This is a genomic window from Streptomyces sp. NEAU-YJ-81, assembly GCF_017592595.1.
Classification (GTDB): domain Bacteria; phylum Actinomycetota; class Actinomycetes; order Streptomycetales; family Streptomycetaceae; genus Streptomyces; species Streptomyces hygroscopicus_B.
The window spans coordinates 121,267-134,996 of record NZ_JAGFNO010000006.1 but is presented as its reverse complement, the minus strand read 5'-3'; the positions used below and the strand labels follow the sequence as shown (position 1 = coordinate 134,996).

Here is a 13,730-nt window from a genome sequence, read left to right as displayed (position 1 = left end):
GAGATACGCGTGGATTCACGTTCGACGTCAGCGATATCCGGCATATCACGTCTCAGACGTTCGCGTACCGCCCTCGCCGCCGGAGCGGCGACCCTGGCCGCCTCCCTGCTCGCCGCCGGCGCCACCGCCGGCTCCGCGAACGCGGCCGCCCCCTCGGCCTCTTCGGCCTCTTCGGCCTCTTCCGACTCCCGGGCCGACGCCTCCACCGTCTCGCTCTCCCCCTCGGTCCGCGCCGAGCTGCTGCGCGAGGCGGGGTCGACCGCGGTCTCCACCGCGAGGTCGCTGGGGCTCGGGGCCAAGGAGAAGCTGGTCGTCAAGGACGTCATCAAGGACGCCGACGGCACCACCCACACCCGCTACGAGCGCACCTACGCCGGACTGCCCGTCCTCGGCGGCGATCTGATCGCCCATGAGTCCGCGAGCGGCGCCTCCCAGGGTGTCGACAAGGCGACCGACGCCGACATCAAGGTCGCCGACACCAGCGCCGCCGTCGCCCCCTCCGGCGCCGAGCGGTCCGCCCTGAGCGCCGCGCAGGCCGCGGGCGACAAGGAGACCGGCGCCAAGGCCGCCCCGCGCAAGGTGATCTGGGCCGCCACCGGCAAGCCCACGCTCGCCTACGAGACGGTCGTCAGCGGGGTCCAGAAGGACGGTACGCCCAGCAAGCTGCACGTCATCACCGACGCCGACACCGGAAAGAAGCTGTACGAGTTCCAGGCCGTCGAGAACGGCACCGGCACCGGTCAGCACAACGGCAAGGTCACCGTCGGCAGCGTCAAGAGCGGCAGCCAGTGGCTGCTGAAGGACACCGCGCGCGGCGGCCATATGACGTACAACCTCAAGCACGCGTGGGAAGACACCAAGAAGGGGTCGGCGTTCTACGACGCCGACAACATCTGGGGCAACGGCAAGCCCACCATCGCGCAGACCGCCGCCGTGGACGTCCACTACGGCGCCGCCATGACCTGGGACTACTACAAGAAGGTCCTCGGCCGTAACGGCATCAAGGGCAACGGCAAGGCCGCGTACTCCCGCGTCCACTACGGCGACGCGTACGAGAACGCCTTCTGGGACGACGACTGCTTCTGCATGACCTACGGCGACGGCGCGGGCAACAAGAAGCCCCTCACCGCGCTCGACGTCGCGGGCCACGAGATGAGCCACGGGCTCACCTCGGCCACCGCCAACCTGGAGTACAGCGGCGAGTCCGGCGGGCTCAACGAGGCCACCTCCGACATCTTCGGCACCGCCGTGGAGTTCTACGCCAAGAACGCCAAGGACCCCGGTGACTACCTCATCGGCGAGAAGATCGACATCAACGGCGACGGCACCCCGCTGCGCTACATGGACAAGCCCAGCAAGGACGGTCTGTCCTACGACTACTGGAAGAGCGGTGTGGGCAACGACGACCCGCACTTCACCTCCGGTATCGCCAACCACTTCTTCTACCTGCTGGCCGAGGGCAGCGGCCGTAAGGTCATCGGCGGGGTGACCTACAACAGCCCGACCAAGGACGGCCGCACCGTCAAGGGCATCGGCCGGGCCAAGGCCGAGAAGATCTGGTACAAGGCCCTGTCCTCGTACATGACCTCGACCACCAACTACGCCAAGGCCCGCACCGCGACCCTCAAGGCCGCGAAGGCCCTGTACGGCGCGAGCAGCGCCGAGTACAAGGCGGTCGACAACGCCTGGGGCGGCGTCAACGTGAAGTAACGCTCTCCGGTCGGCCGGGCGGGCGGCTCCGTGTCCGCCCGGCCGACCGGTGGCACCCGCGGGCGGGACCCCGCCGGTGGCACCCCCTACCGCCCGCCGACCGCCAGCTGACAGGCCCGCTGGTTCTCCGCCGCCGAGCAGGGCAGATGGCCGTGCTTCTCGACGAGGTTCCGCCCGGTGTCGCCCGCAAGATAGTCGAGGAACTTCGAGGTCAGGGAGTTCGGGGGCGGCGCGGTGTAGGTGTAGGCGTACTCCGGCTCCCAGAAGGAGTACGTCCGCTCCCGCACCGCGTCGATGGACGGCTCGCGTCCCTCCAGGGCCACCAGATGGAGTGCCCCCTTGCGGGCGCTCTCCTCGGCGGAATGCAGCTCGGCGTATCCGATCGCGCCGGGTGTGCCGGCCACCGCCTTCAACACCTCACCCGTGCTGTCGAGTTCACAGCGGATGACGTGGTCCCTGGCGAATTTCGGGGTCCGGCAGTTGTCCGACGTCCGGGAGATCTCGTTGCCGCCCAGCACCCGGTTCTCGAACACGCCACGCGTTCCGGATTTCGCGTCCCGGCTCACCAGCCGCACCGGCAGATCGGGGCCGTCGGGCAGTTGATTCCAGTTGGTGATCCGGCCGGAGTAGAGCCCGCGGACATCCTCGAGGGAGAGATCCGATACCCGGATGTCCTTGTTCACCACCACGCTGAAGACGGACAGCGCCACCAGATGCTCCTTGAGCTGGGGGTTCCCGTCTCCGTCCGGGCCATCAGAGAAGGCCAGATACGCCGGGAAGCCGCCCTTCGCCGCCTCCCCGGCATCGATCAGCGTCTTCGTACCGCGCCCGCTGCCCTGCGCCTCCACGGTGACCTCGGCACCACGGCAGTCCCCCTGATACGCCGCGCCCACATCCTGGGTCACCGGCTTGAACGCGGTCGAGCCGACGATCGTCAGATTCCCCTCGGCACATCCGCGCGGCAGCGGATCGTCCCGCAACAACTGCGTGCCGAACGGCTGGAGGATCAGCAGCGCCAGCAGACTGCCGATCAGCCCGAGCACCCGGTTGCTGGGCCGCCGGAACTTCTCGTTGTTGCGGATCCTGCCTTCCTTGATCCGCCCGCCCACATGCGGCGGCTTATCCGTCCCCGCGCCCGTCAGCAGCACCAGCAGCTTGAAGTGATCCCCCTTGTTCAGCGGCACTCGCGGCAGGGAGATCTCATTGCCCGCACAGACCAGCCCGGGGTTCTCAGGGGTCCCGTGCTGCGGAAGGTGGCGCAGCAGATCCGGATGGCTGGGCTCGGTGACCGCCACATCCCGCACGATCCGATTGGGAAAGGTCGCGGTGAGCCCGCGGTGGTTCGTCGCCGGTGCGGTGATGTAGTCGTCGACGTCAAGGCTGCGGAATCCGTCGTTCTCGATCCGCAGCAGGACGAGTGAGGCGCCGGCCAGATCCGGGGTGTTCTCCAGCATCCGCAGCCGCTGATGAACCGGCCCGTCCTGAGTGCTGTCGTCTATCAACGTGTCCATCTGCACGCGATAGCCGATACGCTTCCGCCCGGGAATCAGCCGCTCGTACGAGAGCCCCCCGAGCGTGACGATCACACCGAGAAGCGCCAGCAGATTCTCGGGCGCCGTCAACTGTTCCAGCCACTTCACGATGTCCCCCCGTGCATGCCATGGCTTCAGGGGGGGCGAATGTACGCGCCAAGAACGCTTACGGGGCCGATGTGGCCCACCTCTCATGCAATGTTCGTCCCGCGTTCAACGACCGCCGTCGTGGCCCTGGGCGGAGGCTCCAACCCGGGTGAGGGCGGCGACCGTTTCACGCGGGTCGTCCGCGTGAAACCGCAGCGTACGGGCGAAGCCCGGCCCGCCGAGCGGTCGCACGAACTCCACCGGTTCCGTCAGCTCCACCGTCACGGTGGTCTGGCTGCCCACCGCGAGGTCGAGCACCCCGTCCGCGCTCACCCGCACCAGCCGCCCGTCGGGGTAGCGCCGGTCGACCCGGGCGGTGGCGATGGTGGCGGCCGGAACCCGCAGGTCGAACAGCGCGCCGTACCGTACGCGCAGCGAGCCGTCGGGCCCCACCACATGCGGCCGGACCACGCACGACGCGTGCAGGGCGAGGATCAGCACCACCCCGTACACATCGACGACGAGCAGGACCGCGTGCACGACCGGCCAGGGGATCACCAGCGCCAGCCCGACCGTTTCGACGACCGAGACGAAGAACAGCCCGTACATCATGGCCGTCTGGGGCCCGGTGTACGCGGCGGCCAGCGCACCCTCGGGGACCTGGTGGCGGCGGCGCAACACCCACAGCCCGAGGCTGTACAGGGCCCGGATCTCATGCGCGATGAGCCTGCGCGCGACCACCGGGACCAGAGTGCGCAGCGCGCCTCGCACGGCGTCCCGCCGCCCGGCCCCGGCCCGTCGCCGGAGCGCATACAGCCGCCACAGAACGACGGCCTCCAGCGCGAGCACGGTCACCACCAGCGCCTCGGCCGCTACGAGAATCGCTCCGGGTATCCGTACGCCTGCCACCACACACACCGCGACGGCCACCTCGGCGGGCAGCACCGCCCCCACCGCCACCCGCGCGGCCCGCAGGCCCATGACGGCCTCGCCGCCCTCTCCGATACGCATGACGCCAGTAGAAACCCTGCCGCTACGACAAGGTCAACCACGGCCGGAACGGCCGACCGGCGGCGTCGGCCGCCTCATGAAGGGTCAGTCAGGCAAGGGCAGGCGGATGACGGGGTCGAAGGGGCGCTTTTGGAATCCGGTCCGCAGATTGCGGCAGTCCGGCGCCTTGCACATGAAGAACTCCTCGACCGTCTTTCGGCCGGTCCGGTTCTTCAGCCAGGCTTTCTCCTCGGCAGTGAGACGACGGTGCTGCTCGTCAGAGCCGCAGGTGTAGCAGTACATCTTCTGGTCTCGCACGACACCTCCCGAAACGGGCGGACAGCCAAACCGCAAGCCTATAAGGCGCATTGGGCGACGGACAGCACCCAATCAGACAACTCGGACGATGACCTGGGCTCAGGTGGCGGCACCGGCAGGACAGGGAATCTCCGGGCGCAGACGGTGCGGACTGCAGGCGATCAGGCACACGGACAGGAATCTCTGCCCGGTGAGATACCAGCCGCCGACCACGTCCTCGCCACTCGCCACCCGTTCGACCAGGCGACCGATCACGTCGCCGAGCCGGGTGGTGTCCCGGTCGCGCTCCGAGGCGAACGCCGCTGCGGAAACCCGCACTTGCCGACCGAACCATTCGGCTGCCTGCCGCGGATCACTCCACGTCCCCTGGATGAAGGTGGCCGGCTTGAGCAGCCAGTGGGCACATTCCAAGGGAACGACCTTGCTGGATCTGAACTCCGGATGCAGGGGACGCCGCGGGCCATCCCTGACTAATTCGTGAGCGGACCCCAGCCAGGAGTAGCCGTGATGGTGCATGTGCTCGCTCTCTCGGTGAGAGCGGCCCCCACGCGGGGTGAGGGCCGCCCGCCTACATCACGCGATTACTCCCGGCCGCAGCCGTCACCGTCACCACATCCGCCCTGCTGACCGCCCTCCGTCGGCCCGTCGTCCTCGGGGTCTTGGCGGACAACGGCCTTGAATCCGCATAAGCGCATCGAGATGATTCCCTCCGGTGCTGTCGGCGCGGGGCCTTCCTCGCGCCGTCGTGCACATGCACCCGTTCCGCGCTGGGCTCGACCTGCCAGGGCTCCGGTCCAGCGGGAACGGGGGTCTCAAAGACGGCTCACCGAGTGGTGGCCTTCCTGCTCTGCTCCTCCAGCGCGGCGCGCATGAGGATTTCCGCGAGCCGATTCGCACTGTCGAGCGGAACACGTGAGTGACGGAGACGCTACGGAGCGCTCTCATCACTGCTCAACGTGATTGCTCGAAGTTGCTCAACGCTCTCGGGCGAGGTGGTGGAGCGACGGGATGGGCGAGGCCAGAAGCTGTGCCCTGGTGGTGCGTCAGCCCGCCGTCCCATACCGCAAGTTCAGACACGCCTGAGGACAGTCGGCTTCCGCGCCTCGAAGGAGCACAGAGCAACACCCATGGGTGAATGACCGTCGCAATCCCGCGCAATCGCACAGCTCCATGACGTTATCCACGACATTCTGATGACCCGATCGACTCCCGACACGAAGGGGAACTCCATGGCGTTGAGGTTCCTCGGCACGACGTCCGAGCACGGCAACTGTCCAACGCTGTACGAGATCGAAGAAACCGGCGATCTTGTCGTTCAGGGCGATCTGCTCACCGACCCCAAGCACCTTGCCCAGCTCCGAGACATCAAGGAGTCCGAGGCATTCGTCGTCGTCCCGGCGTCACGGATCTGACACGCGCGGACCACTGATTCCGTGTCGAGTACCGCCGGACGTCGACCGTTCAGGGCTATGAGGCCACCGTTATCCCGGGCTTGTTCCAGACTCCGGAGTACGCACGATGCCTGTTGCTGCAGAACGCCGAGCTGATGCGAACGCCGCGGGACACCGAAGAGGCGGTACGCGCGCGGATCAAGCGTCAGGAGGTTCTCCATGAGCCGGGCAAACGCTTCGACATCCTCATCTGGGAGGGCGTACTGCACGCCTTGGTCTGCCCCAACGACGTGATGGCGGCACAGCTTGACCGACTCGTCGGCCTCATCGGGATGAGCAGCGTCTCATTCGGCGTCATCCCCCTCGGTGCACCTCTCAAGCTCACGCCCAAGCACGGTTTCTGGATCTTCGACGACGAGCGTGTGATCGTCGAGACGATCAACACTGAGCTGCATCTCGAATCGGCAGACGATGTCGCCCTGTACAAGCGCGTTTGGGAGCGGCTGAGTGAGACCGCCGCTTACGGCGCCCAAGCGCACCGTCTCATCGCCCGTGCGAGGGCCTGTCTGACTCGCCCGTAGATCACCATCCGCACTGACGCCATCAGAAACGGTGATCGCGGGTGCATGGCCCATGGCCTCATTCGATTCCGGCCCGGCCGCCTAGCCATCGTCGCCTCCGCGCCATGTGGCCCGGACCCGGCGCCATGCCTCGATGACGGCCGGGATCTTGGACAGGAGCTCTGCTGACAGGGTCAGTATCAGTCCGGCGAGGCCGAAGGCCGCGAGGACGAGCAGGGTGACGGTGTCCCAGTCCACCAGTTCTCAACCCTTCGATCGGGTGGTCGAACCGATGGCCCGGCAGGCAGCTCAGCCCGACCACCTCTTGCGGTGGTCAGCTGAGGTCCTGCCGACGTCCAAGATCTCAATACGAACAGACGGAGAGCATCGCCCTCCGGGACCGTCGGCAATTCCGGCCACCGCATAGGCGGCGGCCGGCATTTTTCGTGCACCCCGAGACGTCGGGCATGGGATGGCACTTTCCCCCGTGCCGGACGGTCCACGGTCAGTTTAGCCGCCGAAGGCTCAACGCATCAGGACTCCCGCCGCCTCGGTCATGGAATCGCCGGGCAGCGCGGTGAGGCCCAACTCGGCTGCGGAGGCCAGGAGGTGGTGGGTGGGGAGGATGCGAACCGTGTAGCCGAAGGGGCCGGTGCGGTCGAGGGCCAGGGGGCCTTCGTAGAGGCGGCGGCCTTCGGTGTCGGGGCCCGTGGTGGGTTTGAGGGGGACGTGGGTGGCGTCGGTGATGCGGTCGGTGTCGTCGACCCGGCCCGCCACCGCCTGGACCTCCACGTCCGCCGGGGCCAGTCCGGCGAGGCGCACCCGGACCCGCAGGGAGAGCGTCGAGCCGAGTTCGGCGGCGCCGCCGGGGGCGGGTGGGGTGAGCTGGGCCTCGACGTGGTCGACGGCGACGCCCGGCCAGGCGTCGCGGACCCGGGACTTCCAGGTGGCCAGTTCGGCTGCTGCCACGGGGTCCAGTGCGCGGTGGGAGCGGGCGGCCGGGGCGTAGAGCCGCTCGACGTATTCGCGCACCATGCGGCCCGCGAGGACCTTGGGGCCGAGGGTGGTGAGGGTGCGGCGGACCATGTCGATCCAGCGGCCGGGGAGGCCGGCCGGGCCGTGGTCGTAGAAGCGCGGGGCGATCCGCCGTTCCAGCAGGTCGTAGAGGGCGGTGGCCTCCAGGTCGTCGCGGCGGGTCTCGTCGATGGCGTCGCCGTCGGCGGTGGGGATGGCCCAGCCGAAGTCCGGCTCGTACCACTCGTCCCACCAGCCGTCGAGGACGGAGAGGTTGAGACAGCCGTTCAGGGCGGCCTTCATGCCGCTGGTGCCGCATGCCTCCAGCGGGCGCAGCGGGTTGTTGAGCCAGACGTCGCAGCCGGGGTAGAGCTGCTGGGCCATGCCCATGCCGTAGTCGGGCAGGAAGACCAGGCGGTGGCGCACCCGGGGGTCGTCGGCGAAGCGGACGAGTTCCTGGACCAGGCGCTTGCCGCCGTCGTCGGCCGGGTGGGCCTTGCCCGCGACGACGATCTGGATCGGCCGCTCGGGGTGGAGCAGCAGCTCCATCAGCCGGTCCGGGTCGCGCAGCATCAGGGTGAGCCGCTTGTAGGAGGGGACACGGCGGGCGAAGCCGATGGTGAGGACGCCGGGATCGAGCACCCCGTCGATCCAGCCGAGCTCGGCGGTGCCCGCGCCGCGCTGCCGCCAGGAGTCGTACAGCCGCTGCCGGACCTCGGTGACCAGCCGCTTGCGCAGGGTGCGGCGCAGCTCCCACAGCTCGGCGTCGGGCAGGTGGCCGAACTGGCGGGCGCCGAGCCGGGTGACCTCGGGGGCCGTCCAGGTGGGTGCGTGCACCCCGTTGGTGATGGAGGTGATGGGCACCTCCTCGGGATCGAAACCGGGCCAGAGCCCGGCGAACATCTCCCGGCTGACGCGGCCGTGCAGCGTGGACACCCCATTGGCGCGCTGGGCCAGACGCAGCCCCATCACCGCCATGTTGAAGAGGTTGGGCTCACCGCCGGGGTAGGTCTCCATGCCGAGCGCGAGGACCCGCTCGACCTCGATTCCCGGCAGCTCGGCGTCGTCACCGAAGTGGCGGGCGACCAGCTCGCGGTCGAAGCGGTCGATACCGGCGGGCACGGGGGTGTGGGTGGTGAAGACGGTCCCGGCCCGCACCGCCTCATGGGCGGTGCCGAAGTCGGCCCCGTCGGCGATCAGTTCGCGGATGCGCTCCAGGCCCTGGAATCCGGCGTGGCCCTCGTTGGTGTGGAACACCTCGGGATCGGGATGGCCGGTGAGCCTGCAGTACGCGCGCACGGCGCGGACGCCGCCGATGCCCAGCAGCATCTCCTGCAACAGCCGGTGCTCGCTGCCGCCGCCGTAGAGCCGGTCGGTCACCTCGCGCTCACCGTGGCCGTTCTCCTCCACGTCGGAGTCGAGCAGCAGCAGCGGCACCCTGCCCACCTGGGCGTGCCAGACGCGGGCGTGGAGGGGACGGCCGCCGGGCAGGGTGAGCGGGATCCGGACGGGCCGGCCGTCCGCCTCGCCGAGCTGGGTGAGCGGCAGCTCGTTGGGGTCCAGGACCGGATAGTGCTCCTGCTGCCAGCCCTCGCGGGAGAGCGACTGCCGGAAGTAGCCGTGGCGGTAGAGCAGTCCGACGCCCATCAGGGGCACGCCGAGGTCGCTGGCGGCCTTGAGGTGGTCACCGGCGAGGATGCCCAGGCCGCCCGAGTACTGGGGCAGGGCGGCGGTGATCCCGAACTCCGGCGAGAAGTAGGCGATCGCGGCGGGCAGTCCGGAGGGTACGGATGCGCCTGGGGACACGGAGGGTACGGATGCGCCTGGGGGTACGGACGGTGCGGACCCGCCGGAAGGTACGCCGGATGCGCCAGACGCCGCGGACGCGCCGGACCCCGGCCCCGCGCGGTCCTCGGCGGCGGTCCGCCCCTGGTACCAGCGCGGACCGGTCAGATAGTCGTGCAGATCGTCCGCGGCCGCCGTAAGACGCCGCAGGAAGGAGCGGTCCTCGGCGAGGTCCGCGAGCCGGGAGACGGGCACGGCGCCCAGCAGCCGTACCGGGTCCCCGCCCGATTCCCGCCATCCCTCGGGGTCCACGGACTCGAAGAGGTCGCGGGTCTCGGGATGCCAGGACCAGCGCAGATTGCGCGCCAGCCGGTTGAGCGGTCGCAGGGGCTCCGGAAGGACGGGACGCACGCTGAATCGACGAATGGCCTTCACCCTCCGACGGTAGCGGCCGAGGAGTCCCCGTTTCGGCTGTTTCGCCCCGCTCCCGAGAAGTCGGCCCGAAGGCGGCAACCTTTCCGGCCAAGGGGGCGACTAGGGGGCACACCTTCCCCCCCATGCCTTGGAGGACCGCGTGCGCTCTCGGGACAGTTCGCACACTCCACCCCCCGCCCATCCGCCCAGATCCCCGATGCGAAGGGCGCTGACCCGCGGCCGGATGCTCGCCGCCGTCGGCGTGGCGGGCGCGCTGACCGTCACCACCCTGACGGGCGTCTCGGGGGCCGCCGAGACCAAAGGGGCGCCAGCGGCCGGAACCAAGGCCGCGGCCCAACTGGAGAAGCTGGACCGGGGGCTGGTGAGCGTGCACACCGGCAATGACAACCTGGTGAGCTGGCGCTGGCTGGCCACCGATCCGAACGATGTGACGTTCAACCTCTACCGGGGCGCCGTCAAGGTCAACTCCTCCCCCATCACTACGGCCAACTACCTCCACAAGGACGCCCCCAACAGCGCGGACTACACCGTGCGGGCCATCGTGGGCGGGGTCGAGCAGCCCGCCTCGCCGAGCGCGATCCAGTTCCGCCCGGGGTACTACGATGTGCCGATCTCACCGCCGGCGGGCGGTTCGGACTACACCTACGAGGCCAATGACGCCTCGGTGGGCGACCTCGACGGCGACGGCGATCTGGACTTCGTCCTCAAGTGGCAGCCGACCAACGCCAAGGACAACTCCCAGTCGGGCGTCACCGGCAACACCATCGTGGACGGCTACACCCTCCAGGGGCAGCGGCTGTGGCGGATCGACCTGGGCCGCAACATCCGCTCCGGCGCCCACTACACCCAGTTCCAGGTGTACGACTACGACGGCGACGGCCAGGCCGAGGTCGCGATGAAGACCGCGGACGGCACGGTCGACGGCGCCGGGAAGACCATCGGCAGCGCGTCCGCCGACTACCGCAACTCCGGCGGCTATGTGCTCAGCGGGCCCGAATATCTGACGATGTTCAACGGGCGCACGGGCGCCGCGATGAGCTCGGTGGATTACGTCCCGCCGCGCGGCACCGTCTCCTCGTGGGGCGATGACTACGGCAACCGCGTGGACCGCTTCCTGGCCGGGACGGCGTATCTCAACGGCTCCACCCCCTCGCTGATCGAGGCGCGCGGCTACTACACCCGCACGGTGATCTCCGCCTGGAGGTTCAGCGGAGGGCAGCTCACCCGTCAGTGGACGTTCGACACCAACAGCTCCACCAACACCGGCAAGGGCTACGACGGCCAGGGCAATCACGCGCTGGCGACCGGGGACGTGGACGGCGACGGCAGGGACGAGATCGTCTACGGCTCGATGGCCGTGGACGACAACGGCTCGGCGCTGTGGACCAACAAGAACGGCCACGGCGACGCCGCCCACCTCGGCGACCTCGACCCCGCGCGGCCGGGCCTGGAGTACTTCAAGGTGGACGAGGACTCGTCCAAGCCGGGCTCGTACTTCGCCGACGCCCGCACCGGCCAGGTGCTGTGGTCGACCGCGTCGGGCGGTGACAACGGGCGCGGCGCGGCCGGCGACATCTGGGCGGGCAACGACGGCGCCGAGATGTGGTCCGCGCGGGACGACCAGATCCGCGACGAGGGCGGCGGCGCCAAGGGCCGCAAGCCGTCCTCGATCAACTTCCTGGCCTGGTGGGACGGCGATCCGGTGCGTGAGCTGCTGGACGGCACGCATATCGACAAGTACGGCACCTCCGGTGACACCCGGCAGCTCACCGGCTCCGGGGTGCACTCCAACAACGGCACCAAGGCCACCCCGTCGCTGTCCGGCGACATCCTCGGCGACTGGCGCGAGGAGGTGGTCTGGCCGACCAGCGACAACAAGGCGCTGCGGATCTACTCCACGCCGTACGAGACCGACCGGAAGATCACCACGCTGCTCCACGACCGGCAGTACCGCGAGGCGCTGGCCTGGCAGAACACGGCCTACAACCAGCCCCCGCACCCGAGCTTCTTCCTCGGCAACAAGATGGCGACCCCGCCGCGGCCGACCATCACCACCCCCTGAAACACCTCCATCACCTCAGCCGCACACCCCGACAAGGAGATCCGACATGGCTGAACAACGCACCAGGCACCGCGCGATAGCCGGCGTCCTCGGCGCCGTCGCCCTCACCGCGGGCGCGATCACCACCGGTCTGACCCTGCCCGCGGCCTCCGCCGCCACCTGGCCCACGCCCAGCGGCACCCCGCAGGCGGTCTCCAAGACCATCAGCGTCAGCGGGACCACCGACGGCGGCATGAAGCGCTACTACGGCTCCGGCGACCTCGGCGGGGACGGCCAGGAGGAGGACCAGGGCCCGCTGTTCGAGCTGAAGGACGGCGCGACCCTGAAGAACGTCATCCTCGGCGCCCCGGCCGCCGACGGCGTCCACTGCGAGGGGAGCTGCACCCTGCAGAACGTCTGGTGGGAGGACGTCGGCGAGGACGCCGCCACCTTCCGCGGCACCGGCAAGACGTTCAACGTGATCGGTGGCGGCGCCCGCAAGGCCGCGGACAAGATCTTCCAGTTCAACGGCGGCGGCACGCTCAACATCTCGAACTTCGCCGGCCAGGACTTCTCCACCTTCGTCCGCTCCTGTGGCAACTGCTCGTCGCAGTACAAGCGCACCATCAATGTGAGCAACTCCGAGATCACCGCCCCGGGCAAGGTCATCGGCGGGATCAACACCAACTACGGCGACTCGCTGACCCTGCGCGGCATCACCATCGTCGGGGACAGCAGCAAGAAGATCGTCCCGTGCCAGAAGTACATCGGGAACAACACCGGCGCCGAGCCGAGCAAGAACGGCAGCGGCCCCGACGGCACCTACTGCAAATACAGCACCTCCGACATCACCTACAGGTGATCGCCGGATAGGACGGACAGCACGGACCGCCGCGCGCCGTGCCTGACCCTCACAGGGACAGGCACGGCGCGTGCCCGTGCCGGACACTGGTGGGTATGGACGCACCTGCCGAGCTGGGAAGTTTTCTGCGCACCCGCCGCGCCGGGCTGCGCCCCGAGGACGTCGGCCTGGTCGCGTACGGGACCCGGCGCCGCGTCCCGGGGCTGCGCCGCGAGGAGCTGGCGCAGCTTGCCGGGGTGAGCGTGGCGTACTACACCCGGCTGGAACAGGGCCAGTCCACCGGCGCCTCGGACGGGGTGCTGGACGCCATCGCCCGCGCGCTGCGGCTGAGCCAGGACGAGCGGGCGCACTTGAGCAATCTGGCCCGTCCGCCGCGCACCGGGCGCCGTCCCGCGCCACGCGCCGGCTCCGCGCGCCCGGCGACCCGGCGGCTGATCGCCGCGATGGACGGCGTACCGGCCGTGGTCCTCGACCTGCGCTTCGACGTCCTGGCGTGGAATCCGCTGGGGCACGCCCTGATCGCCGGGCATCTGCCCGCCGACGCACCCGAGCACCCCGGCGCCCGGCCCAACACCCAGCGGATGCTGTTCCTCGATCCGCACACCCGTGAGCTGTATCCGGACTGGCAGGGCGAGGCGCGGCGGGCGGTCTCCTCCCTGCGGGTGGCGGCGGGCGCGCACCCCGACGACCGGCGGCTCGCCGAGCTGATCGGCGAACTGACCATGAAGAGTGGGGAGTTCGCGGCGCTGTGGTCGCGCCATCCGGTGCGCCGGTGCGCGTTCGGCACCAAGTCCTTCCACCACCCCCTGGTGGGGCCGCTGGAGCTGGACTTCGAGATGACCCGGCTGCCGGACTCGGGGGGCCAGGGCCTGCTGATGTACGGGGCGGAGCCGGGTTCGCCGTCGGAGGCGGCGCTGCGGCTGCTGGCACGGGAGGCCGTCATGTTTTACGCCCCCTGATGCGCCCTTGTCGGGATCTTTCCTCTCACGCGAGGCTAGGGTCCTT

General features: G+C 69.5%; 11 protein-coding genes and 1 pseudogene. 6 read left to right on the top strand and 6 right to left on the bottom strand.

Features of this window, described 5'->3' with window-relative positions:
- The first annotated feature begins 9 nt into the window (after window positions 1–9).
- Window positions 10–1,710, top strand: a complete 1,701-nt coding sequence (locus J5X86_RS16745) for a M4 family metallopeptidase (RefSeq protein WP_208517613.1) — start codon at window positions 10–12, stop codon at window positions 1,708–1,710.
- A gap of 86 nt (window positions 1,711–1,796) precedes the next feature.
- On the opposite strand, the gene J5X86_RS16740 is transcribed toward J5X86_RS16745, so the two are convergent.
- The 4 genes from J5X86_RS16740 to J5X86_RS50690 form a co-directional block, all read right to left on the bottom strand.
- Window positions 1,797–3,350 (bottom strand): phosphate ABC transporter substrate-binding protein, encoded by a 1,554-nt coding sequence (locus J5X86_RS16740; RefSeq protein ID WP_208517612.1) that lies wholly within the window; start codon window positions 3,348–3,350, stop codon window positions 1,797–1,799.
- A gap of 105 nt (window positions 3,351–3,455) precedes the next feature.
- Window positions 3,456–4,340, bottom strand: a complete 885-nt coding sequence (locus tag J5X86_RS16735) for a hypothetical protein (RefSeq protein ID WP_243980562.1) — start codon at window positions 4,338–4,340, stop codon at window positions 3,456–3,458.
- Window positions 4,341–4,424: 84 nt separating this feature from the next.
- Complete coding sequence (locus tag J5X86_RS16730) at window positions 4,425–4,622, bottom strand: hypothetical protein (protein ID WP_243980618.1); 198 nt, start codon at window positions 4,620–4,622, stop codon at window positions 4,425–4,427.
- Between the two features lie 114 nt (window positions 4,623–4,736).
- Window positions 4,737–4,955, bottom strand: a complete 219-nt coding sequence (locus J5X86_RS50690) for a hypothetical protein (RefSeq protein WP_243980560.1) — start codon at window positions 4,953–4,955, stop codon at window positions 4,737–4,739.
- 911 nt (window positions 4,956–5,866) lie between these two features.
- On the opposite strand from J5X86_RS50690, the gene J5X86_RS16720 reads away from it, so the two are divergent.
- Window positions 5,867–6,049 carry a hypothetical protein gene (locus J5X86_RS16720; RefSeq protein WP_208517609.1) on the top strand — a complete coding sequence of 61 codons (183 nt, stop codon included), beginning with the start codon at window positions 5,867–5,869 and terminating at the stop codon, window positions 6,047–6,049.
- Between the two features lie 50 nt (window positions 6,050–6,099).
- Window positions 6,100–6,609: pseudogene (locus tag J5X86_RS16715) on the top strand (DUF5753 domain-containing protein); the annotation flags it as partial.
- An 81-nt stretch (window positions 6,610–6,690) separates the two neighbouring features.
- Here the strand turns inward: J5X86_RS16715 and J5X86_RS16710 are convergent.
- Together J5X86_RS16710 and glgP are read right to left on the bottom strand one after the other, a co-directional pair.
- Window positions 6,691–6,846: a hypothetical protein gene (locus J5X86_RS16710; protein ID WP_203348531.1), complete on the bottom strand. Its 156-nt coding sequence runs from the start codon at window positions 6,844–6,846 to the stop codon at window positions 6,691–6,693.
- Between the two features lie 267 nt (window positions 6,847–7,113).
- Window positions 7,114–9,822 carry an alpha-glucan family phosphorylase gene (glgP, locus tag J5X86_RS16705; RefSeq protein ID WP_208517608.1) on the bottom strand — a complete coding sequence of 903 codons (2,709 nt, stop codon included), beginning with the start codon at window positions 9,820–9,822 and terminating at the stop codon, window positions 7,114–7,116.
- A gap of 196 nt (window positions 9,823–10,018) precedes the next feature.
- On the opposite strand from glgP, the gene J5X86_RS16700 reads away from it, so the two are divergent.
- The 3 genes from J5X86_RS16700 (at window position 10,019) to J5X86_RS16690 (ending at window position 13,684) form a co-directional block, all read left to right on the top strand.
- Complete coding sequence (locus J5X86_RS16700) at window positions 10,019–11,884, top strand: rhamnogalacturonan lyase (protein WP_243980556.1); 1,866 nt, start codon at window positions 10,019–10,021, stop codon at window positions 11,882–11,884.
- A gap of 46 nt (window positions 11,885–11,930) precedes the next feature.
- Window positions 11,931–12,725: a pectate lyase gene (locus J5X86_RS16695; protein ID WP_078643789.1), complete on the top strand. Its 795-nt coding sequence runs from the start codon at window positions 11,931–11,933 to the stop codon at window positions 12,723–12,725.
- A gap of 95 nt (window positions 12,726–12,820) precedes the next feature.
- Entirely contained in the window at window positions 12,821–13,684 is an 864-nt protein-coding gene (locus J5X86_RS16690; RefSeq protein WP_208517607.1) for a helix-turn-helix domain-containing protein, read from the top strand.
- The last annotated feature ends 46 nt before the right edge of the window (window positions 13,685–13,730 follow it).

Bases quoted from the DNA above. Each gene is read 5' to 3' on its own strand.
- J5X86_RS16735 (WP_243980562.1), bottom strand. From the start codon at position 4,340: ATGCGTATCGGAGAGGGCGGCGAGGCCGTCATGGGCCTGCGGGCCGCG.
- J5X86_RS16730 (WP_243980618.1), bottom strand. From the start codon at position 4,622: ATGTACTGCTACACCTGCGGCTCTGACGAGCAGCACCGTCGTCTCACT.
- J5X86_RS16720 (WP_208517609.1), top strand. From the start codon at position 5,867: ATGGCGTTGAGGTTCCTCGGCACGACGTCCGAGCACGGCAACTGTCCA.
- J5X86_RS16700 (WP_243980556.1), top strand. From the start codon at position 10,019: ATGCGAAGGGCGCTGACCCGCGGCCGGATGCTCGCCGCCGTCGGCGTG.
- J5X86_RS16695 (WP_078643789.1), top strand. From the start codon at position 11,931: ATGGCTGAACAACGCACCAGGCACCGCGCGATAGCCGGCGTCCTCGGC.
- J5X86_RS16690 (WP_208517607.1), top strand. From the start codon at position 12,821: ATGGACGCACCTGCCGAGCTGGGAAGTTTTCTGCGCACCCGCCGCGCC.